This window comes from Helicobacter mehlei, from assembly GCF_007280785.1.
Classification (GTDB): Bacteria; Campylobacterota; Campylobacteria; order Campylobacterales; family Helicobacteraceae; genus Helicobacter; species Helicobacter mehlei.
This window is the reverse complement of record NZ_VKGC01000011.1, coordinates 30,228-45,172: the sequence shown is the minus strand read 5'-3', so window position 1 is coordinate 45,172 and position 14,945 is coordinate 30,228. Positions and strand designations below refer to the sequence as shown.

The window sequence follows — 14,945 nt, the reverse complement described above, 5'->3', positions numbered from 1 at the left end:
CTGTTTTTAACCATATCCAAAATTCAAATTACCCCTCTAACCAAGTGCCCACCATAGGGGGCTAGAGGGGGGTAATGCAAAGCTTGTCATCAATCTTACACCACTCTAGGTGGGGGCTTTTGCTCATTAAACGCTACTAAGTGTTTGTGTTTGGAATAGTTTTGCCAGCGGGCGTATTGAGTGCCAACAAGCGCATTTGATGGGTTTTAAGTTCCTTGTTATGTGGGATTTGAAGACTTAGTTATTGGTGTGCGTTGGCACAAGCACCATAGGCTAACGATGTTTTAAATTCCTAATGAGAGTTTTTAACATCCCTTTGAACACCCAGATTAAAGCTACCGCCCACAAATAAATATCCATAAAGCCTATATAAAGCAAAACAAAAGAATCGCCCTTGTTGAGCTGGTTTAAGGCTTCTAAGAGTAGAATGAGCAAAAATAGCACGCCCAAGGGTCTATGCACCAAAAAGGCGAGCACGCTCCACAAACACAAGCTAATGATGACCCATATTGGGCGGGCATGCGTGAGACTAAAGGGCAAGAGTTCCAACATGTCTAAAAACACAAAGGCTCCAAAGAGGCTTAAGAATAAAGCCACCCTAAAAGGAAAGCGTTCTAAGTCCTTGTATTTGGCAATTAAAGCCCACAAGCACAATACAAGACTTAAGGGGCTAGGCGCGCCCAAAAACCCCACGAGCAACGCTGATGGACTCATGGCATGCCACACGGGAATATGGCAAATCCCAAAAACCAACAAGGCTTTTAACCAAGCGTGTTTGTGGGCAAACACAGCCACACACAGACTAAGTGCCACGCTCAAAAGCAAAGCGGGCAAAACGGAAGGGGCAATCATGGCAAACTTTTTAAATAAGCCAGATTAAAGACTAGGTGTTGGATTTGCTGGCGATCCTTGGTGTAGAGTACATGCACCTTATCTTTAAAAATTAAAGTGGCCGGATAGCTCACTTCGCCCCCCTTTTGTGTAGAATCCAAGATGCCCAAAGGCTTAAAATTGCCAGGTTGGGTTGGTGTGGGGGCAAATTTAGCCAACATTAAAGCACTACGGCTATTATAGCCCTCTTGGAGCGGGGCATTATAGATCAAATAAATCGTGCCATTCACATTTAATAGATTAAGCGAATCGTCATAGTTTTTGAGATTACTCAACTTGGGTTGATCCCACTTTAGGGGGGATTGGCAGGTTTGGGTGTAAAGATCAAAGCGTTTGTAACTTCTAAATGCCATGAAAGCGCAATGTTGGTAGGGCACGAGACTGGGCTGGAGTTGCTGTTTTAAAGAATTGGGTTGGATCACGCTCTCTAAGCGCGCGTGGGTGTCAAATTTTAACAGCAAAGAGGTTTTTCTAGCCAGCTCTTGATAAATGGGCAACACAAACCCGCCATCATCAGTGGGTAGGGGACTGGTACGCACTAGATGGCTGATGTTCAAAAAGGGGCTTAGAGGCAGAGTTTGCATAAAATCTAGTTGCGGACTTTGGTTGTTCTGGAGCTGTTTGAGGGCGCGATTCAAGGGAGCAGAGAGCCCATAAATTTTAGAGGTCGCCCACCCGCCCAAACTCGCCCCCACCACAAATAAATACAGAGTGTTGTGGGTGGCATACAGCACCGGGTTACCTAAGATTTTGACAAACTCATGGGCTTTTTGGCTCAATAGGGGGGCTGAGAGCAAACTTATAGCCGGACTCCACTCTTGGGTTTTCAGATTGTAAAGATGGGCATAGATTTTAACATCCCCCACCCCCTCGGCACTCCCCCCAAAATAAGCCCCCATGAGATAATCTGCATTAAGCGCGCCCAAGGTGGCCGCATGCATGCTTTTAGTTCTAGCGGGGGGGAGGATTTTTTTAACAATTAGGGGCACTGTGCTGGGCTCTAGTATGGGGGCTGGGGCTAGACTAAAGGACCTAGGGGTTAAAAAGAGTAACCACGCGCCTACAAGGCTCAAAGCCAGCAAGAAAGCCAAAAAGTGTTTCAAGGATCGATCACGCTCCAAGCCAAATCAAAGAAAAATGGGATTTGGAGTTGGTCATTATAACAACTCTTGGGAGGGGTGTGGGGTTTTTTGGCGAGGGTGATCCTCTTAGCGGGGAGTTTGTGGGGGTCTAGGTGGTAGATGCGTTGGGCGTTGTGGCTGATGAAGGCGGGGAGTTTATCTAGAGCGTGGTGCCGATCAAAAAGAGTTGTGAGGGCTTCTAGCAAAATGGGCGCGCTAAAAATGCCCGCTGAGCAAGCACAAGTATGCTTATTCCCTATCAAGTGCGGTGCGCTATCCGATCCAAAAGCCACTTTGGGGTGTGCGCTCAGGGCTAGCTCTAGCAAGGCTTGTTGATCTTGGGGGGTTTTTAAAAGAGGTTTGCAAAACAAATGGGGGTTTAGGTGGTTGCCTAGCACATCATCTAGGCTTAGAGCGATGTGGTGCAGGGTGAGCGTGGCGTAGAGATTTTCATATTGTTCCAAGAGGGGAATACTACGCCGATCGCTCAAGTGCTCGATGATGATTGTAAGATAGGGCAAATAGGCAACTAGCGCATTTAAAATGGGGTGGAACTCCACTTCTCTTTGCATCACAAAGCCCAAACTCTCGGCATGCACACACAAAATAAAGCCCAAATCTTGTGCCACGCTTAAAATTCGCAACATTTGGGGGCTTAAGATGTTCTGCACGCCATGGGTTGAATTGGTGGTTGCATTATGGGGGTAGAGTTTGAGCAAAAAAAAGCCCGCTTCTCTAGCTTTTTCTAACTCTCTGCGTGTCAAATCGGGGGTCAAATAAAGCGCGATCAAGGGCGCAAAGTAAAAGCCAGCTTGTTCAATCCGAGCTTTATACTCTAGGGCTAGGGCGGTGTTGGTGATGGGGATGGCTAGATTAGGCATCACCACAGCGGCACTAAAATAGCGTGCACTAAAGGGTAAAATGGCTTGCAACAGATCGCCCTCGCGTAAGTGCAAGTGCATATCTAGGGGGTTATGTAAGGTTAGGGTGTCCATTAGCGGTAGATGAAGTAGCGCACGCGGATACGAATCAGCGTGGTGGTGGTGGGGCGGGGATAGTCTTTGTAGGCAATGGTGATGGTCTTTAGTGTGTTGTCATCTAGGAGTTTGTAGCCAGAGGGCAAGATGATCTTTAATCCCGTGATGTCCCCATTGGGGTGGAGATAAAACTCCACCGCATCCACGCCATCTTGCCCCAAATACCCAGCCGCACTAGGGTATTCCAAATATTTTTGCGTGATTCGCCCAATCTCGCTCAAATTGCTTCTAATGAAGTCTTTTTCAGCTGTGCCCAAATCCCCAAATTCTTCGCCATAGAGTTCGTCAATATCCTTGCGGGTTTGGCTGTCCATGCCCTTGTCTTCTTCATAACTTTGGGTTCTAGAGCGATTGGGTTGGGGTTGGGGGGTTTGCTCAGAAGGCAAGAAGGATAAATTATTGGGGTTAAAATCATCAGCGGGGGCTTTTTTGGCCTTGTGTTGGGGGGCGTGTTTGGGTTCTGGGGCTTTTTGGGGAACTTGTTTAGGGGTTTCTAGGGGAGCTTTTTTTACCACCTCTTTTTGTTCTTGTTGCAAAGCCTTGTGGTGGGTCTCATGGCTAGCGATGCGTTCGTGCTTGGGCTCGATCGATCGGGGTTGGACTTTTTGGGGTTCGACTTTGTGTTTGGGTTTATAGGGAGTAGGAGGTGGGGTAGGTCTTGTTTGGGGGTGGGGTAGGGGAACGGCTTTAGGTGCGGCTCTAGAGAGTCTCTTTGCCCCGGGGGTGTTCTTGGTGGGATCCAGGGATCGCCCGCGTTTGAGCACCAATAAATTAGACGGATTGACTTTTACTAGCTTAGGCCTGTGGGCAAAAAATTCGCGCCCATATTGCAAGAGCCACCACAAAAACAAGTGGAGCAAGCATGAGAGGAGCAAGGAAATATAGAAATTGCGATCAGAACGCCTGCTTCTTAAAGCCTCCTCCAAGACTGCAGGTGCCATGCGCCCTCTTCTAGGCATAGGGGTCCCTGAGCTTAGAATGGCGGATATGTTGTTTGGCTTCTTCCATGAGTTCTTCTTTCAATTGAGCAGAATCTTTTTTGAGGGGTAGATCAAGGCTAATTTTATCCAAAATCAAGCTTTGGTTGGAATTGAGCAAGATCAAATAAAGTTGGTTGCGCACCTCAATGGTAACCAGCTTGTGCGTGGCATCTAGAGGCTTGATGAAAGTTACGCTAGGCTCTAAGCCCACCTTGGGGAAGAGGAATTTTTGGGTACCCTTGCGCTTGAGAATCCATAAGAGTAAGAGCAGACCCCCAATGACCGCACAGACCTTCCACGCATAATCTAAAATGAGGGCTGTTTCTTGGTTTAGGGCGGATTCTTTTGGGGGCGTGCTGGGTGTAGGGGGGGTGCTTAGGGTTTGGGTTTTTAGCGTAGGGATGAGAGGGACAAATTCGAGACGCAAATACTTTTTATCGATGGAGAGTTTGGCTTTAACATCAAATAAAATCGCCCCTTTGGGGACAACCAACAAAGTGTTATCTTGGGGATAGACATTGAGGCTTTTGAGCACGCTGGTGCTAAATTGTTCTAATTTGGGAGCAAAGGGGGCGATATTTTGGATCGTGATGGTTTGTAGGGCTGAGATCTGGGGGGTTTGTAGGAGAGGTTTAGCAAAGAGCAAATCTAGGGCTACCCCGGGGGTGCTTAGATCGGGCATGGGGGAGACCTTGATATGTTCGACATGGTTTAGCTCCTGTGCCCAAACAAACACACAGCCCAGCAAATAGATTAAAAACCACCGACCCAATTTCGCCATGCTCTTAAACTTACATGTCCTTAGCAATGTAATAGACAATGGCATTGGAATCTAAAACTTCATTAAGGCGAATCGCCAAGTTTTTTTCATAGACCATGACCTCACCCTTGCCAATCACGCGCCCATTGACGAAGGTATCCACACTCTCCCCAGCGGGTTTTTGCAAGTCAATCACCGACCCGCGCTCAAAGCGTAAGACCTCACCTAGCGGAATTAGGGTCGCGCCCAATTCTGCCATGAAAGTTACTTCCATATCTAACAAGCCCTTATAGTCGTTGATGAGCTCTTCTAGGTAGGTGGTGAGTTCCAATTCTCTAGGATTGAGGGTGGGTTGTTTTTTGATTTTGGGGTTAATGGGTGTTAGGGTGGCTAGAGTAGGGTTAGATTGGATACTCACACCCTGCGTGTCGCGATTATTTTGGTTATCCATGTCCGTTACCTTACTTCTTTAGGGTCTTTAAGTGCAAAAAAGCCCGGTGGCCGTCATTATACTCAATTTTGGTTGATTTCTTGTTTAGCGGGGTTTAAAATTGGAGGGGCTCAAGCAAAAGCTACGCAAAAAACATGCACCGCATTGGGGCTTGATCGCCTTGCAAGTATAACGCCCAAATAGGATCAAGGCATGGTGTAATGCACCTAAGTCTTGCTTAAAAAGCGCGCTCAAATCTTTTTCAGTTTGGGTGGCACTTTTAGCGTGGCTTAAGCCTAAGCGGTGGGCTACTCTAAAAACATGAGTATCTACAGCTAGGTAATTTTGCCCAAATGCCACCGATAAAACCACATTAGCACTCTTTTGACCCACACCCGCCAAGCACATTAATTCTTGCTGGGTACTAGGGATTTGTCCGTTAAAATCTTGCATGACCTGCCCAGCCATTTTGATGAGGTGTTTGGCTTTGTTATTGGGGTAGGAGATACTTTTAATGAGGGCTAAAACTTCTGTAAAATTGGCTAGTGCTAAAGTCTGAATGGTGGGGTAAGCCTTAAAGAGGGCGGGGGTGGTAGCATTCACGCGCGCATCGGTGCATTGGGCGGATAAAATCACGGCGACCAAGAGCTCATAGGGGTTGGTGTAGTGCAACTCGGTCTTAGGTTCTGGGAAGTGCGCCAGCAAGAGTTCTTTGATAATTTGGGCTTTCATAGCGGTTTGACCAAAATGCATTTAGCCTCGTGGGCTCTTAGGGCGATTTGGGCACGCCCCAGAGCGATACTCAAGGTGGCTTTTTGCAAGGAGTGGTGCAACAACACAAATTGTGCCCCAGCTACAATCCCAAAGGATAGAAAGCGGTTTTTCAGCGCATCATCACACCCTTCAATCTTAAGGATTGTGTAGCTCTGATTCTTCTGACAGTCTAGGATAGTCATGACTTTTAAGTCCTTTCTTAATTTCTTCAACGATGATGTCTATAGGTGTAAAAATACGGCGCAAAATCCTAAAGGGAGCTTGGGCGATGTCTTTGGCTAGGGTGATCTTAGCAGTGGGGTTGTCTAGACTCCCCCTTAAATGCACATGGGTGGAGATTTTGCCATCCCCACCCAAGATCAAGTAATTGACAATGGGGATTTTGTTGATGATATTAGAAATAGCTTTGATGGTTGAGACGTTGAGCACAGCATCGATTTTACGGGATTTGAGATTGATGATTCCGCTCCCATCGACATCTAAAGTGGCACCGGTGAGCTGGACTTTTTCGATCCCAATAAAATCATCATTGCCCCCAAAGATCACTCTTCCCTTTAAAATTTCATAGCCATTCACGCCTAAACGCGGGTTTCTGAAGGCGATTAAGGAGGGGATGGTGTTGATCACATTGATCACATTTTGCAAGACTTTAAAGTTTTTGACAACCGTATTTTGGAATGTTAATTGCCCATTAAATGCGTTGTCTTGGTAAGTTCCTGCTAGCGTATAAAGCCCGCCTTCAATCAGATTCTTACTGGTGATGCCTTGCAAAGCCATATTGATATAATCCCCGCTAAAATTGCTAGCTTTCAGGTGCAAATTCGCATGCACAATGTCCAAATTAACCATGGCGCGATCATACATGGCATCGGCTTTCACGCGCCCATCTCTAGCCACTAAACGCACGCTATCAAAGATCAGAGGGAGGGTTTTAAAGGTGAGCACGGAGTTGGTGGCATTGATAATGGTGGCATCTGGGGTGATTTGGTGGCGTTTTTCATAGCGTTGTTTGGCGCGGATAAAGATTTCTTCGTTTCTGGCTTGTTCTAGGGTGGGCTGGGTGTGTTGTTTGAAGGTGAGGAGTTCTTTAATGGCGGGCATTTTAGAGTTTAAAAACTCATCTAAATTAAAATCAATATTCTTTAGAAAAATCATGCGCTCTCCCCCTTGAATCTTAGCCATAACAGAGCCATCCAAACTAAAGATTTCTGCCATGTCCCCTTGTATTGTACCTAAAAACGCAAAGGAGGAGAGCCGACCGCCATCGTGGCGGTAAAGGGGGAGATCAATACCTAAATTGCTGGAGACAAAATTAAAGCGTTTAAAGTCTTGGGTGCTGATCTGCACCGCCCCTTGATAGACAGCAAAATAGCGTAATAAGGGCGAGATAGGAGCGATCTTGGATAAGTCTCTAATTTGCAAGACATAGGTTTTTTGCGCCATTTGCGCTTCTAGCTGGAGTTGCTGGCTTTTGATTTTCAAGATGTTGGGCTTGGAAAAGTCCAAGCTAAAGCTTAGGGTGGGGAGGTTTTTGGGCGTGGCATAGATCACATCTTGGCTAAAGGTTTCTTGGTTTTGGCTTTGGATTTGTTCCAAAATCTTTTTCTCAAAAGCCTTAGAGCGCGTACCTTTGGCAATCAATGCGCCAAGGCTATCTAAGTCTAGGGGGTGTTGTGGGACTTGTGCGGGCATAGAGCGGTTAGGATCAAAGGGACTTGTGTTGATGGTGTTATTGGTGTTGAATTGGAGTTTGTGGATTTTGGCTTGGCTACTTAGGCGTTTGTGTGTGAAATCAAGCGTGATGTTGGCATCGACATCGGCAATATTGAGGTAACGGGTGTGTTGGGTTTGGATATACAGGCGGTGCAAATCAGGTTGGATGTCTAAGGTAATTTGGGTATTTTGGCTAAAAAGTGGGGTATTGTAGAGCAGAAAAGAGCCTTGTTGCACTTGGATAGTCCCTTGCATGGACAAGAGCGCATGGGCTTGGTGTCTAAATTGCACATTTAAGAGCAAATCCGCACTGATCTTGGATTGGAGGTCTTGAATGGGTAAGGGGATGTCATAGCCTTTGAGCAGGTTTTTAACGCGTTTATAGGCGGTATTGGGGGCGATTTTAATCTGTGCCTTGAGTTTTTGGTTTTTCTCTAAGTGATCGATTTGCACCCGTGAGCCCTCCAGAGCCATCCCATCATAAAAGATGTTCTTGGGTTCCATGTAGAGGTTTTTATTCTTCAGTTCTAGCCAAACCTCTTTAGAGAGAATGGGGGGTAAGAGAGGGTTAAAATGCACACGCGCCTCTTTAACCAATGCCCTAACGCGTAGGCGTTCCAAAATAGAGGGCAAGGCGTGCTTGGTCTTTAGACTAAAACCAATGTGTGCCTCTTTGATCTGCAGGCTGGAGAATTGGACACGATCAAATATCCAAGTGCGCGTGGCTTTGAATTTGTGGGGGATATAGGGCTTTAAAAAATCCAAGTGGTGGAATTCATTGGTGCTAAGAGAGAGGCTTAAGTTTTTAAAATCTGTCTGCCCTTTAATGGAGGCGATGAGATTAGAGGCGCGCAAGTTCATCCGTGAGATGTCCAGCATGGGCAAGGCACGCAAGTAGAAATCTAATTTGTTGGATTTGACATGGTAGAACACATCCCCACTGGCATGGATACGATAGGGAATCACATGCAATTTGAGGATTTTTAAATGCAGATCGCCTTGATCTTGTAAGAGCATGCGACTCTCCACCCAGCCGGGCAAAGAAATCGCAAAATTTGCCCCATCAAAACGCACACGGGCTTTAATTTTGGGGGTAAAGACAATCTCTTTGAGATCGATCCTTTTAAAATACCCTAGTCCGATAATGGCGGATCGAATCCCTTGCACAATTTGGTTAATGGGCGGGGGTTTTTTATGCGGGTGGGGTTTGAGTAGAGCGGATATATCCAAGCTACCCAATTCTAACAAGAATTTATTATCCAGTTTTAGGTAGAATTGTTCCAGTTTGACTTTACCAAACTGAATAGAAGGAACATGGATTCCATTCCTAAGCACGATGTATAAGATCAATGCGAGCACCATCACTAGACCCAAAAAAATAACAAGACTGGACATTCTCTTGACGGTTGCTTTGAGCATGGTGCTTTCGTTGGTCTTTTATCTTAGTATACCGATAAAATCTTACCAAGCTATTTATGTTCCAAGTGGTCCTATCCAAAGACTCACTCACGAAGGGCTGGGCTTGAACCACCTTGATGTGTTTATTTTACGCATGATGAGTGCTTTGGGTGTGTGGAAAAAGCCAAAAAGCGGTTATATCTTTATCCCCACCAACCATCAGGACCACATCAGCAAGGGCAATTTCTTGTATGCCCTAAGCCTCTCTAAAGCCTTTTATCAAAACGCCACCCTCATTCCGGGCGAGACTCTCTATTTTTTCTTGCAAAAACTAGCCCAAACCTTCCATCTAAAAGTCCTAGATTTGCAAAAAGCCTATGATGCCCACGCGCCCTATAAAGAAGCGGGCATTGTGCCAGATACCTACCGCTTTGCTGTGGGTGTGAGCGCGGATAAACTCATAGAGCACCTCATCAAACATGCCTCTAACTATTACCAAAACCTGAGTCACAAACTTTTAGGGCACTACGATCCCAAACAATGGGAAAAAACGCTGATCATCGCTTCGATTATCCAAAAAGAGGCGGCTAATACCCAAGAAATGCCCTTGATTGCAAGTGTGATCTTTAATCGTTTGCACAAAAATATGCCCTTGCAGATGGATGGGAGTTTGAATTATGGCAAGTATTCCCACACCAAAGTTACCCGTGAGCGCATTTTAGAGGATACCAGCACCTATAACACCTACAAACACAAGGGACTGCCCAAAGACCCGGTGGGGAGTGTGAGCGAGCCAGCCATCAGAGCCACCCTCTTTCCAGCTAAAACCAAATACCTCTATTTTGTCAAAAATAAAGCCGGCGTGCATGTCTTTAGCCAGCACTACAAAGATCATGTTAAAAATATCCACTTGAGCAATCCATAACACAAAAGAAGTGTGCCAAACCCCTTGCAATTTAAACGATCCTAACTCTTGTAAATATATTCGTGCGTGAGGGGGATGGTATTATCCACGCTGTGGGTGAGCAATAGCTGGTAGAGATCCACGCTCCCCACACGGAAGGCTGAGGCACAACTATTCAAATAGAGCGACCACATGCGGATAAAGCGTTGATCATACATTTGGGCGATTTTGTCTTGGTTGTCTAAAAAGTTTTGATGCCAAATGTCTAGGGTTTTGGCATAGTGCAAACGCAAGCTTTCAGCTAGCACCAAGTGGAAATCACTTTCGCTCATAATGGAGATCACCTCACGCAAAGAGGGCAAATAACCGCCTGGGAAGATATATTTATCAATCCAAGCGTTGGTTGTACCCTCAAAACAGCACAAAATCGAGTGCAGTAAGAACATCCCGCCCACTTTTAACACTTCCTTGACTTTTTTGAAGTAAAAGGGGAGGTTGGCTTTACCCACATGTTCAAACATCCCCACACTCACCACTTTATCAAAGCGGTAATGCATGCCATCCAAATCTTGGTAGTTTAATAGCTTGATGGTAACCCGATCCTCTAGCCCCATATCCTTAACCCGCTTGCTAGCGGCTTTAAACTGCTCTTGGGAAATGGTGATGCCCAGCACATCCACATGGTACTCTTGAGCGGCTCTGATGGAGAGATAACCCCAACCACAGCCAATATCTAAGAGTTTTTCGCCCTGCTTGAGGTCTAATTTTTTGAGTGTATGATCGAGCTTTTGGAGCTGGGCTTGGTGCAAAGTATCCTCTTCTGTTTTGAAATAGGCACAAGAGTAGCTCAAGGTTTCATCCAGCCAAATGGAATAAAAATCATTGCCCAAATCGTAATGGCTTTCGATGTTGGCACTCTCTTTGGTGCTTTGCTGGATGGGCATGGCATTGTCATGTTTGTGTAGGTGTTCGTAGTTGGTTTGCAAGTAAAGCACACGCGCGACCTCATCCATCGAACCCTCAATGTCAATAATCTTATCCATATACGCCTCAGCGATGGTCAAAGACATGTCTTTTTTAATGTCGCTGAGTTTGAGGGGACGGTTGATCTTGATGGTGAATTTGGGGGTCTTAGTCCCGTTTTGATACACCTCTTTGTCCCAAAAAATCACCCGATAATCCCCATTTTTCCACTTTTTAAACATGGACTTTAAAAATATCTTAGATAACATAGCCATCCTATCGCTTTTATGTTATTATATCAATTTAGGCTTTAAAGGCAGTGCGATGAACAACCCAAAAAAAATGTTAGTCTCTACACCTATTTATTATGTCAATGATGTCCCCCATTTAGGGCATGCTTACACCACTTTTATAGCAGATATGCTCAAAAAATACCACGCCTTGCGGGGCAAAGATGTTTTTTTACTCACAGGCACCGATGAGCATGGGCAAAAGATCGCTTTAAGTGCGGCTAAACACCACCAAAGCCCCCTAGAATATGCCTCTCAAATCAGCCAAGCCTTTAAGGATCAGTGGGACTATTTTAACATTGATTATAACCATTTTATCCGCACTACCGATCAAGCCCACCAACAAGCCGTGCAAAAAGCCTTTGAGATCATGCACGCTCAAGGAGATATTTACAAGGACAAGTATCAGGGTTCTTATTGCGTGAGTTGTGAGAGTTTTGTAGCCAGCCACGCGCTCTGCCCGGATTGTGGCAAAGAAACGATCATCCTGGAAGAAGAGAGTTATTTTTTTAGACTGAGTCATTACCAAGAACGCTTATTGGATTTTTACAAGCAACACCCCAAGGCGATTTTACCCCTCTTTAGGCGCAATGAGGTGGTGCGTTTCATTGAACAAGGCTTGCACGATCTCTCCATCACACGCACCAGCTTTGAGTGGGGGATCAAATTACCCGCCAGCTTGCATGACCCTAAACATGTCGTGTATGTGTGGCTAGATGCCCTGCTTAACTATGTGAGTGCACTAGGGTATGCAAGTCTAGATACGAACAAAATGGCGTATTTTGATCACGCCATCCATGTCGTGGGTAAGGATATTTTGCGCTTCCATGCGATCTATTGGCCTGCCTTTTTGATGAGCTTAGAACTCCCCTTATTTGAACATTTATGCGTGCATGGGTGGTGGACCATTGAGGGAGTCAAGATGAGCAAGAGTATTGGCAATGTGCTGTGCGCCAAACAAGAGGCACAAAAATACGGGGAGGAGAATCTACGCTACTTTTTGTTACGCGAAGTCCCCTTGGGTCAGGATGGGGATTTTTCTAGCCTAGCTCTCATCAGACGTTCTAACGCCGATCTGAGTAACACTTTGGGTAATCTCATCCAACGTCTAAGTGGCATGGCAATCCAATATTTTCAAGGGCAACTCAAAAGCACGCAAGTCTTAGAGCATTATGGCACATCTTATGCGCACATGCAAGCCCTTTTAGAGTCCTTAGATGCCAGCATGCTAGAGATGCAACCCCACAAATATCTAGAGGACTTGTGGAAGGTCTTTGAGGGTGCCAATGTTTTGATCGCTAAGGAGGAGCCATGGAATCTCATTAAAACAGACAAAGAAAAAACCATGTCCCTCCTGGTCTTGATCGCCACCCTCTTAGCTAAGAGTGCCTTTTATCTCTATCCTATCATGCCTACCAGTGCCCAAAAGCTAGCCACCCTCCTAGGGCTTAGTCTAGATTCGCCAAATTTCAAAGCGTGCATGCAAAAAGATTATGTCCTCTCCCCGCTAACACTTGTTAAAAACCCCCCACTTTTCCCCAAATTAGAACTCTCCAAAGAGCCCCCAACCACCCCGGCGGTGGCTACACAGCCAACCCCACCCAAACTCTTAAAAATTGGGGATTTTTCTAAACTTGAAATCAAGGTCGGCACAATTATCCAAGCTAAGAGCGTGCCCAAGAGTGATAAGCTGTTGCAATTAGAAGTGGATTTTGGGGATCGTGTGCGCGTGATTTTATCAGGCATTGCCCAGCATTACCAACCTCATGATCTAATTGGCAAGCAAGTTTGCGCTTTGCTGAACTTAGAACCCAGAAAAATGATGGGTATGCTCAGTGAGGGGATGATTTTAAGTGCTAGTGATGCTGGCATGCTCAAACTCATCGCCCCCCTAGAGCCCATGCCTAATGGGAGCACCATTAGTTAGTGGATGTCCATGAAGTGGTGGCGATCACACGTGGAGTCTTGAAAAGCCGTCCCTATGTCCATAAATTCACACACACCACGCATAAGGCTAGCCAAGTTAGGCAGGGGAGTTTGTTTGTCGCCCTAGATATTGGCGGGATTGATCTAGCCTTAAGTCTAGGGGCTTATGGAATCCTATACGATCAAGAAGTGCCCATCAGCGATACTGAGGTGGCGTGGATTTATGTCCCTAATTTAGACATGGCAGTTGAGAAATTGCTGTATTACAAGCTTTTAGAAGCCCCAGCAATCTTTGGGGTTTGTGCGGTGGAGTTCGCTATTTTGCAGAAAATCGCCCCCGAGGAGCTGTTATTCTTTGAGGGCTCAAAGCTGGATTTACTGGACTTTAATCTATCTGCCCCCTGTGTGATCTTGCAAGACACCCTGCAATCTCATTTATTCAAGCCTAAAGACATCCCCCTAGAACCCATGCCCTTTGAAGTCTTGCTTCCTGAGCTCTTTTCTATGTCCATTTGCTACCAACGCCAACGCTACGATCTCAAACTCTCTAGCTTTTATGTGCCCCAGCTGGCTAAAGCCCTACACATTTGCACGCTTGCAAGTATTCAAGTCCATTTGGATCGCCTAGGGGTTTTAAATTTTATGCAACCCCATTACACAAATCCCCAATTAGAGCCCTGCGCTTTTGGGCAAAGCCTACAAATTTTAATCCTAGAAAAACAAAGCGAGCAAATTGTTAAAATGGCGCGCTATGCCCACAAAATCACCCCATGGCAACAAATCCAAATTTTCACCCCCAAGCCCCTGTCAGCCCCCCATGTGCTTTATGGCGATCTCGCCCATTTACGCCAAATTTTGCAAATAACCCCCTACACACTGGGTTTTATTGGAGGAGATTTTGCCATCCAGCAGATTTTAAAGCCCAAAAAATCACCAAAAGGCTTGTTTGATGGGCTGTGAATACAAAATTTTAGAGGGGTTGTACATCCAAGCGGATCGCTCCCTAAGTTTGGATCGCCTGCACGCCCAAGCGTGGGCGTTACGTCCATGGCGCAAGGGTCCCTTTTATGTGCAACAAGGCACGCAAGGTTTTTGTATTGAGAGTGAATGGCAAAGTTTTATGAAGTGGGATTTGATCAAAGATAGCGTGTCTTTAAGTGGTTTAGATGTCGCTGATGTGGGGTGCAATAATGGCTATTATCTCTTTTGCATGGACAAACAAAAACCCAAAAGCCTAGTAGGCTTTGATCCTAGTACGCTTTATAGGGCACAATTTGATTATATCAATGCCCTACTGCAACGCCCGATTGTCTATGAAAATTTAGGCATTGAGGATTTGCGCACCTATACCATGCGTTTTGATGTGATCTTTTGTTTGGGCGTGCTTTATCACCGCAAAGACCCCCTAAGCGCGCTCAAAGCCTTGCACATGGGCTTAAAAAAAGGGGGGGTGTTGATCTTAGATACCCTGCTTTATGACAGCCCCCTAGAGGTCGCGCTCTGTCCCAAGAGTTATGCTAAGATGACCAATGTTTATTTTATCCCCAGCATGAGAGCCTTGCAAAATTGGGTAGAGCGAGCCGGATTTGCTGATCTGCAATTATTAGCCACCAAAACCACCACCACCCAAGAGCAACGCCAAACGCCTTGGATTACGGGTTTGAGTTTGGGGGATTTTTTAGACCCTAGCGATCCTAGTCGGAGCATTGAGGGCTATGTTGCGCCTTGTCGGGGGTATTTTATCTTGCATAAGTAAAG

At 45.8% G+C, this 14,945-nt stretch carries 14 protein-coding genes; 4 read left to right on the top strand and 10 right to left on the bottom strand.

What is annotated here, in order from left to right; all coding sequences use genetic code 11:
• Positions 1-273: 273 nt before the first annotated feature.
• The 9 genes from FNE76_RS05280 to FNE76_RS05240 form a co-directional block, all read right to left on the bottom strand.
• Positions 274-852 carry a hypothetical protein gene (locus FNE76_RS05280; RefSeq protein WP_120948623.1) on the bottom strand — a complete coding sequence of 193 codons (579 nt, stop codon included), beginning with the start codon at positions 850-852 and terminating at the stop codon, positions 274-276.
• Entirely contained in the window at positions 849-1,994 is a 1,146-nt protein-coding gene (locus FNE76_RS05275; protein WP_185963003.1) for a sialidase family protein, read from the bottom strand. The genes FNE76_RS05280 and FNE76_RS05275 overlap by 4 nt, the downstream gene beginning before the upstream one ends.
• Positions 1,991-3,007: a dihydroorotase gene (pyrC, locus tag FNE76_RS05270; RefSeq protein ID WP_120948622.1), complete on the bottom strand. Its 1,017-nt coding sequence runs from the start codon at positions 3,005-3,007 to the stop codon at positions 1,991-1,993. Before pyrC ends, FNE76_RS05275 begins: the two co-directional genes overlap by 4 nt.
• On the bottom strand, positions 3,007-4,008 hold the full coding sequence (locus FNE76_RS05265; protein WP_162983101.1) for an energy transducer TonB: 1,002 nt from the start codon (positions 4,006-4,008) through the stop codon (positions 3,007-3,009). Before FNE76_RS05265 ends, pyrC begins: the two co-directional genes overlap by 1 nt.
• On the bottom strand, positions 4,001-4,810 hold the full coding sequence (locus FNE76_RS05260; protein WP_235852289.1) for a hypothetical protein: 810 nt from the start codon (positions 4,808-4,810) through the stop codon (positions 4,001-4,003). Before FNE76_RS05260 ends, FNE76_RS05265 begins: the two co-directional genes overlap by 8 nt.
• A gap of 10 nt (positions 4,811-4,820) precedes the next feature.
• Positions 4,821-5,240 carry a flagellar motor switch protein FliN gene (gene fliN / locus FNE76_RS05255; protein WP_006017947.1) on the bottom strand — a complete coding sequence of 140 codons (420 nt, stop codon included), beginning with the start codon at positions 5,238-5,240 and terminating at the stop codon, positions 4,821-4,823.
• An 84-nt stretch (positions 5,241-5,324) separates the two neighbouring features.
• Entirely contained in the window at positions 5,325-5,972 is a 648-nt protein-coding gene (nth, locus tag FNE76_RS05250) for an endonuclease III (RefSeq protein ID WP_185963002.1), read from the bottom strand.
• Positions 5,948-6,175, bottom strand: coding sequence for a FeoA family protein (locus FNE76_RS05245; protein WP_120948620.1), 228 nt, complete (start codon positions 6,173-6,175; stop codon positions 5,948-5,950). Before FNE76_RS05245 ends, nth begins: the two co-directional genes overlap by 25 nt.
• Positions 6,129-9,125 carry a YhdP family protein gene (locus FNE76_RS05240; RefSeq protein WP_235852400.1) on the bottom strand — a complete coding sequence of 999 codons (2,997 nt, stop codon included), beginning with the start codon at positions 9,123-9,125 and terminating at the stop codon, positions 6,129-6,131. Before FNE76_RS05240 ends, FNE76_RS05245 begins: the two co-directional genes overlap by 47 nt.
• On the opposite strand from FNE76_RS05240, the gene mltG reads away from it, so the two are divergent.
• Complete coding sequence (gene mltG, locus FNE76_RS05235) at positions 9,124-10,029, top strand: endolytic transglycosylase MltG (protein WP_120948625.1); 906 nt, start codon at positions 9,124-9,126, stop codon at positions 10,027-10,029. The two genes, FNE76_RS05240 and mltG, sit on opposite strands and share 2 nt — an antisense overlap.
• 41 nt (positions 10,030-10,070) lie before the next feature.
• Here the strand turns inward: mltG and FNE76_RS05230 are convergent, their stop codons facing one another.
• Positions 10,071-11,240 carry a class I SAM-dependent methyltransferase gene (locus tag FNE76_RS05230; RefSeq protein WP_104639880.1) on the bottom strand — a complete coding sequence of 390 codons (1,170 nt, stop codon included), beginning with the start codon at positions 11,238-11,240 and terminating at the stop codon, positions 10,071-10,073.
• A 55-nt stretch (positions 11,241-11,295) separates the two neighbouring features.
• Between FNE76_RS05230 and metG the strand changes: the two genes are divergently transcribed.
• Genes metG through cmoB form a run of 3 tightly spaced genes read left to right on the top strand, consistent with a single transcriptional unit; the run spans position 11,296 to position 14,943 of the window.
• Complete coding sequence (gene metG, locus FNE76_RS05225) at positions 11,296-13,188, top strand: methionine--tRNA ligase (protein ID WP_143928411.1); 1,893 nt, start codon at positions 11,296-11,298, stop codon at positions 13,186-13,188.
• Positions 13,188-14,147: a hypothetical protein gene (locus FNE76_RS05220; RefSeq protein ID WP_120948618.1), complete on the top strand. Its 960-nt coding sequence runs from the start codon at positions 13,188-13,190 to the stop codon at positions 14,145-14,147. The genes metG and FNE76_RS05220 overlap by 1 nt, the downstream gene beginning before the upstream one ends.
• Positions 14,137-14,943: a tRNA 5-methoxyuridine(34)/uridine 5-oxyacetic acid(34) synthase CmoB gene (cmoB, locus tag FNE76_RS05215; RefSeq protein WP_120948617.1), complete on the top strand. Its 807-nt coding sequence runs from the start codon at positions 14,137-14,139 to the stop codon at positions 14,941-14,943. Before FNE76_RS05220 ends, cmoB begins: the two co-directional genes overlap by 11 nt.
• Positions 14,944-14,945 lie beyond the last annotated feature (2 nt).

What these genes read in the sequence shown, in the direction of transcription:
- FNE76_RS05280 (WP_120948623.1), bottom strand. Translation starts at nt 852, where the DNA reads ATGATTGCCCCTTCCGTTTTGCCCGCTTTGCTTTTGAGCGTGGCACTT.
- pyrC (WP_120948622.1), bottom strand. Translation starts at nt 3,007, where the DNA reads ATGGACACCCTAACCTTACATAACCCCCTAGATATGCACTTGCACTTA.
- FNE76_RS05265 (WP_162983101.1), bottom strand. Translation starts at nt 4,008, where the DNA reads ATGCCTAGAAGAGGGCGCATGGCACCTGCAGTCTTGGAGGAGGCTTTA.
- FNE76_RS05260 (WP_235852289.1), bottom strand. Translation starts at nt 4,810, where the DNA reads ATGGCGAAATTGGGTCGGTGGTTTTTAATCTATTTGCTGGGCTGTGTG.
- fliN (WP_006017947.1), bottom strand. Translation starts at nt 5,240, where the DNA reads ATGGATAACCAAAATAATCGCGACACGCAGGGTGTGAGTATCCAATCT.
- nth (WP_185963002.1), bottom strand. Translation starts at nt 5,972, where the DNA reads ATGCATTTTGGTCAAACCGCTATGAAAGCCCAAATTATCAAAGAACTC.
- FNE76_RS05245 (WP_120948620.1), bottom strand. Translation starts at nt 6,175, where the DNA reads ATGACTATCCTAGACTGTCAGAAGAATCAGAGCTACACAATCCTTAAG.
- mltG (WP_120948625.1), top strand. Translation starts at nt 9,124, where the DNA reads ATGGTGCTTTCGTTGGTCTTTTATCTTAGTATACCGATAAAATCTTAC.
- FNE76_RS05240 (WP_235852400.1), bottom strand. Translation starts at nt 9,125, where the DNA reads ATGCTCAAAGCAACCGTCAAGAGAATGTCCAGTCTTGTTATTTTTTTG.
- FNE76_RS05230 (WP_104639880.1), bottom strand. Translation starts at nt 11,240, where the DNA reads ATGTTATCTAAGATATTTTTAAAGTCCATGTTTAAAAAGTGGAAAAAT.
- metG (WP_143928411.1), top strand. Translation starts at nt 11,296, where the DNA reads ATGAACAACCCAAAAAAAATGTTAGTCTCTACACCTATTTATTATGTC.
- cmoB (WP_120948617.1), top strand. Translation starts at nt 14,137, where the DNA reads ATGGGCTGTGAATACAAAATTTTAGAGGGGTTGTACATCCAAGCGGAT.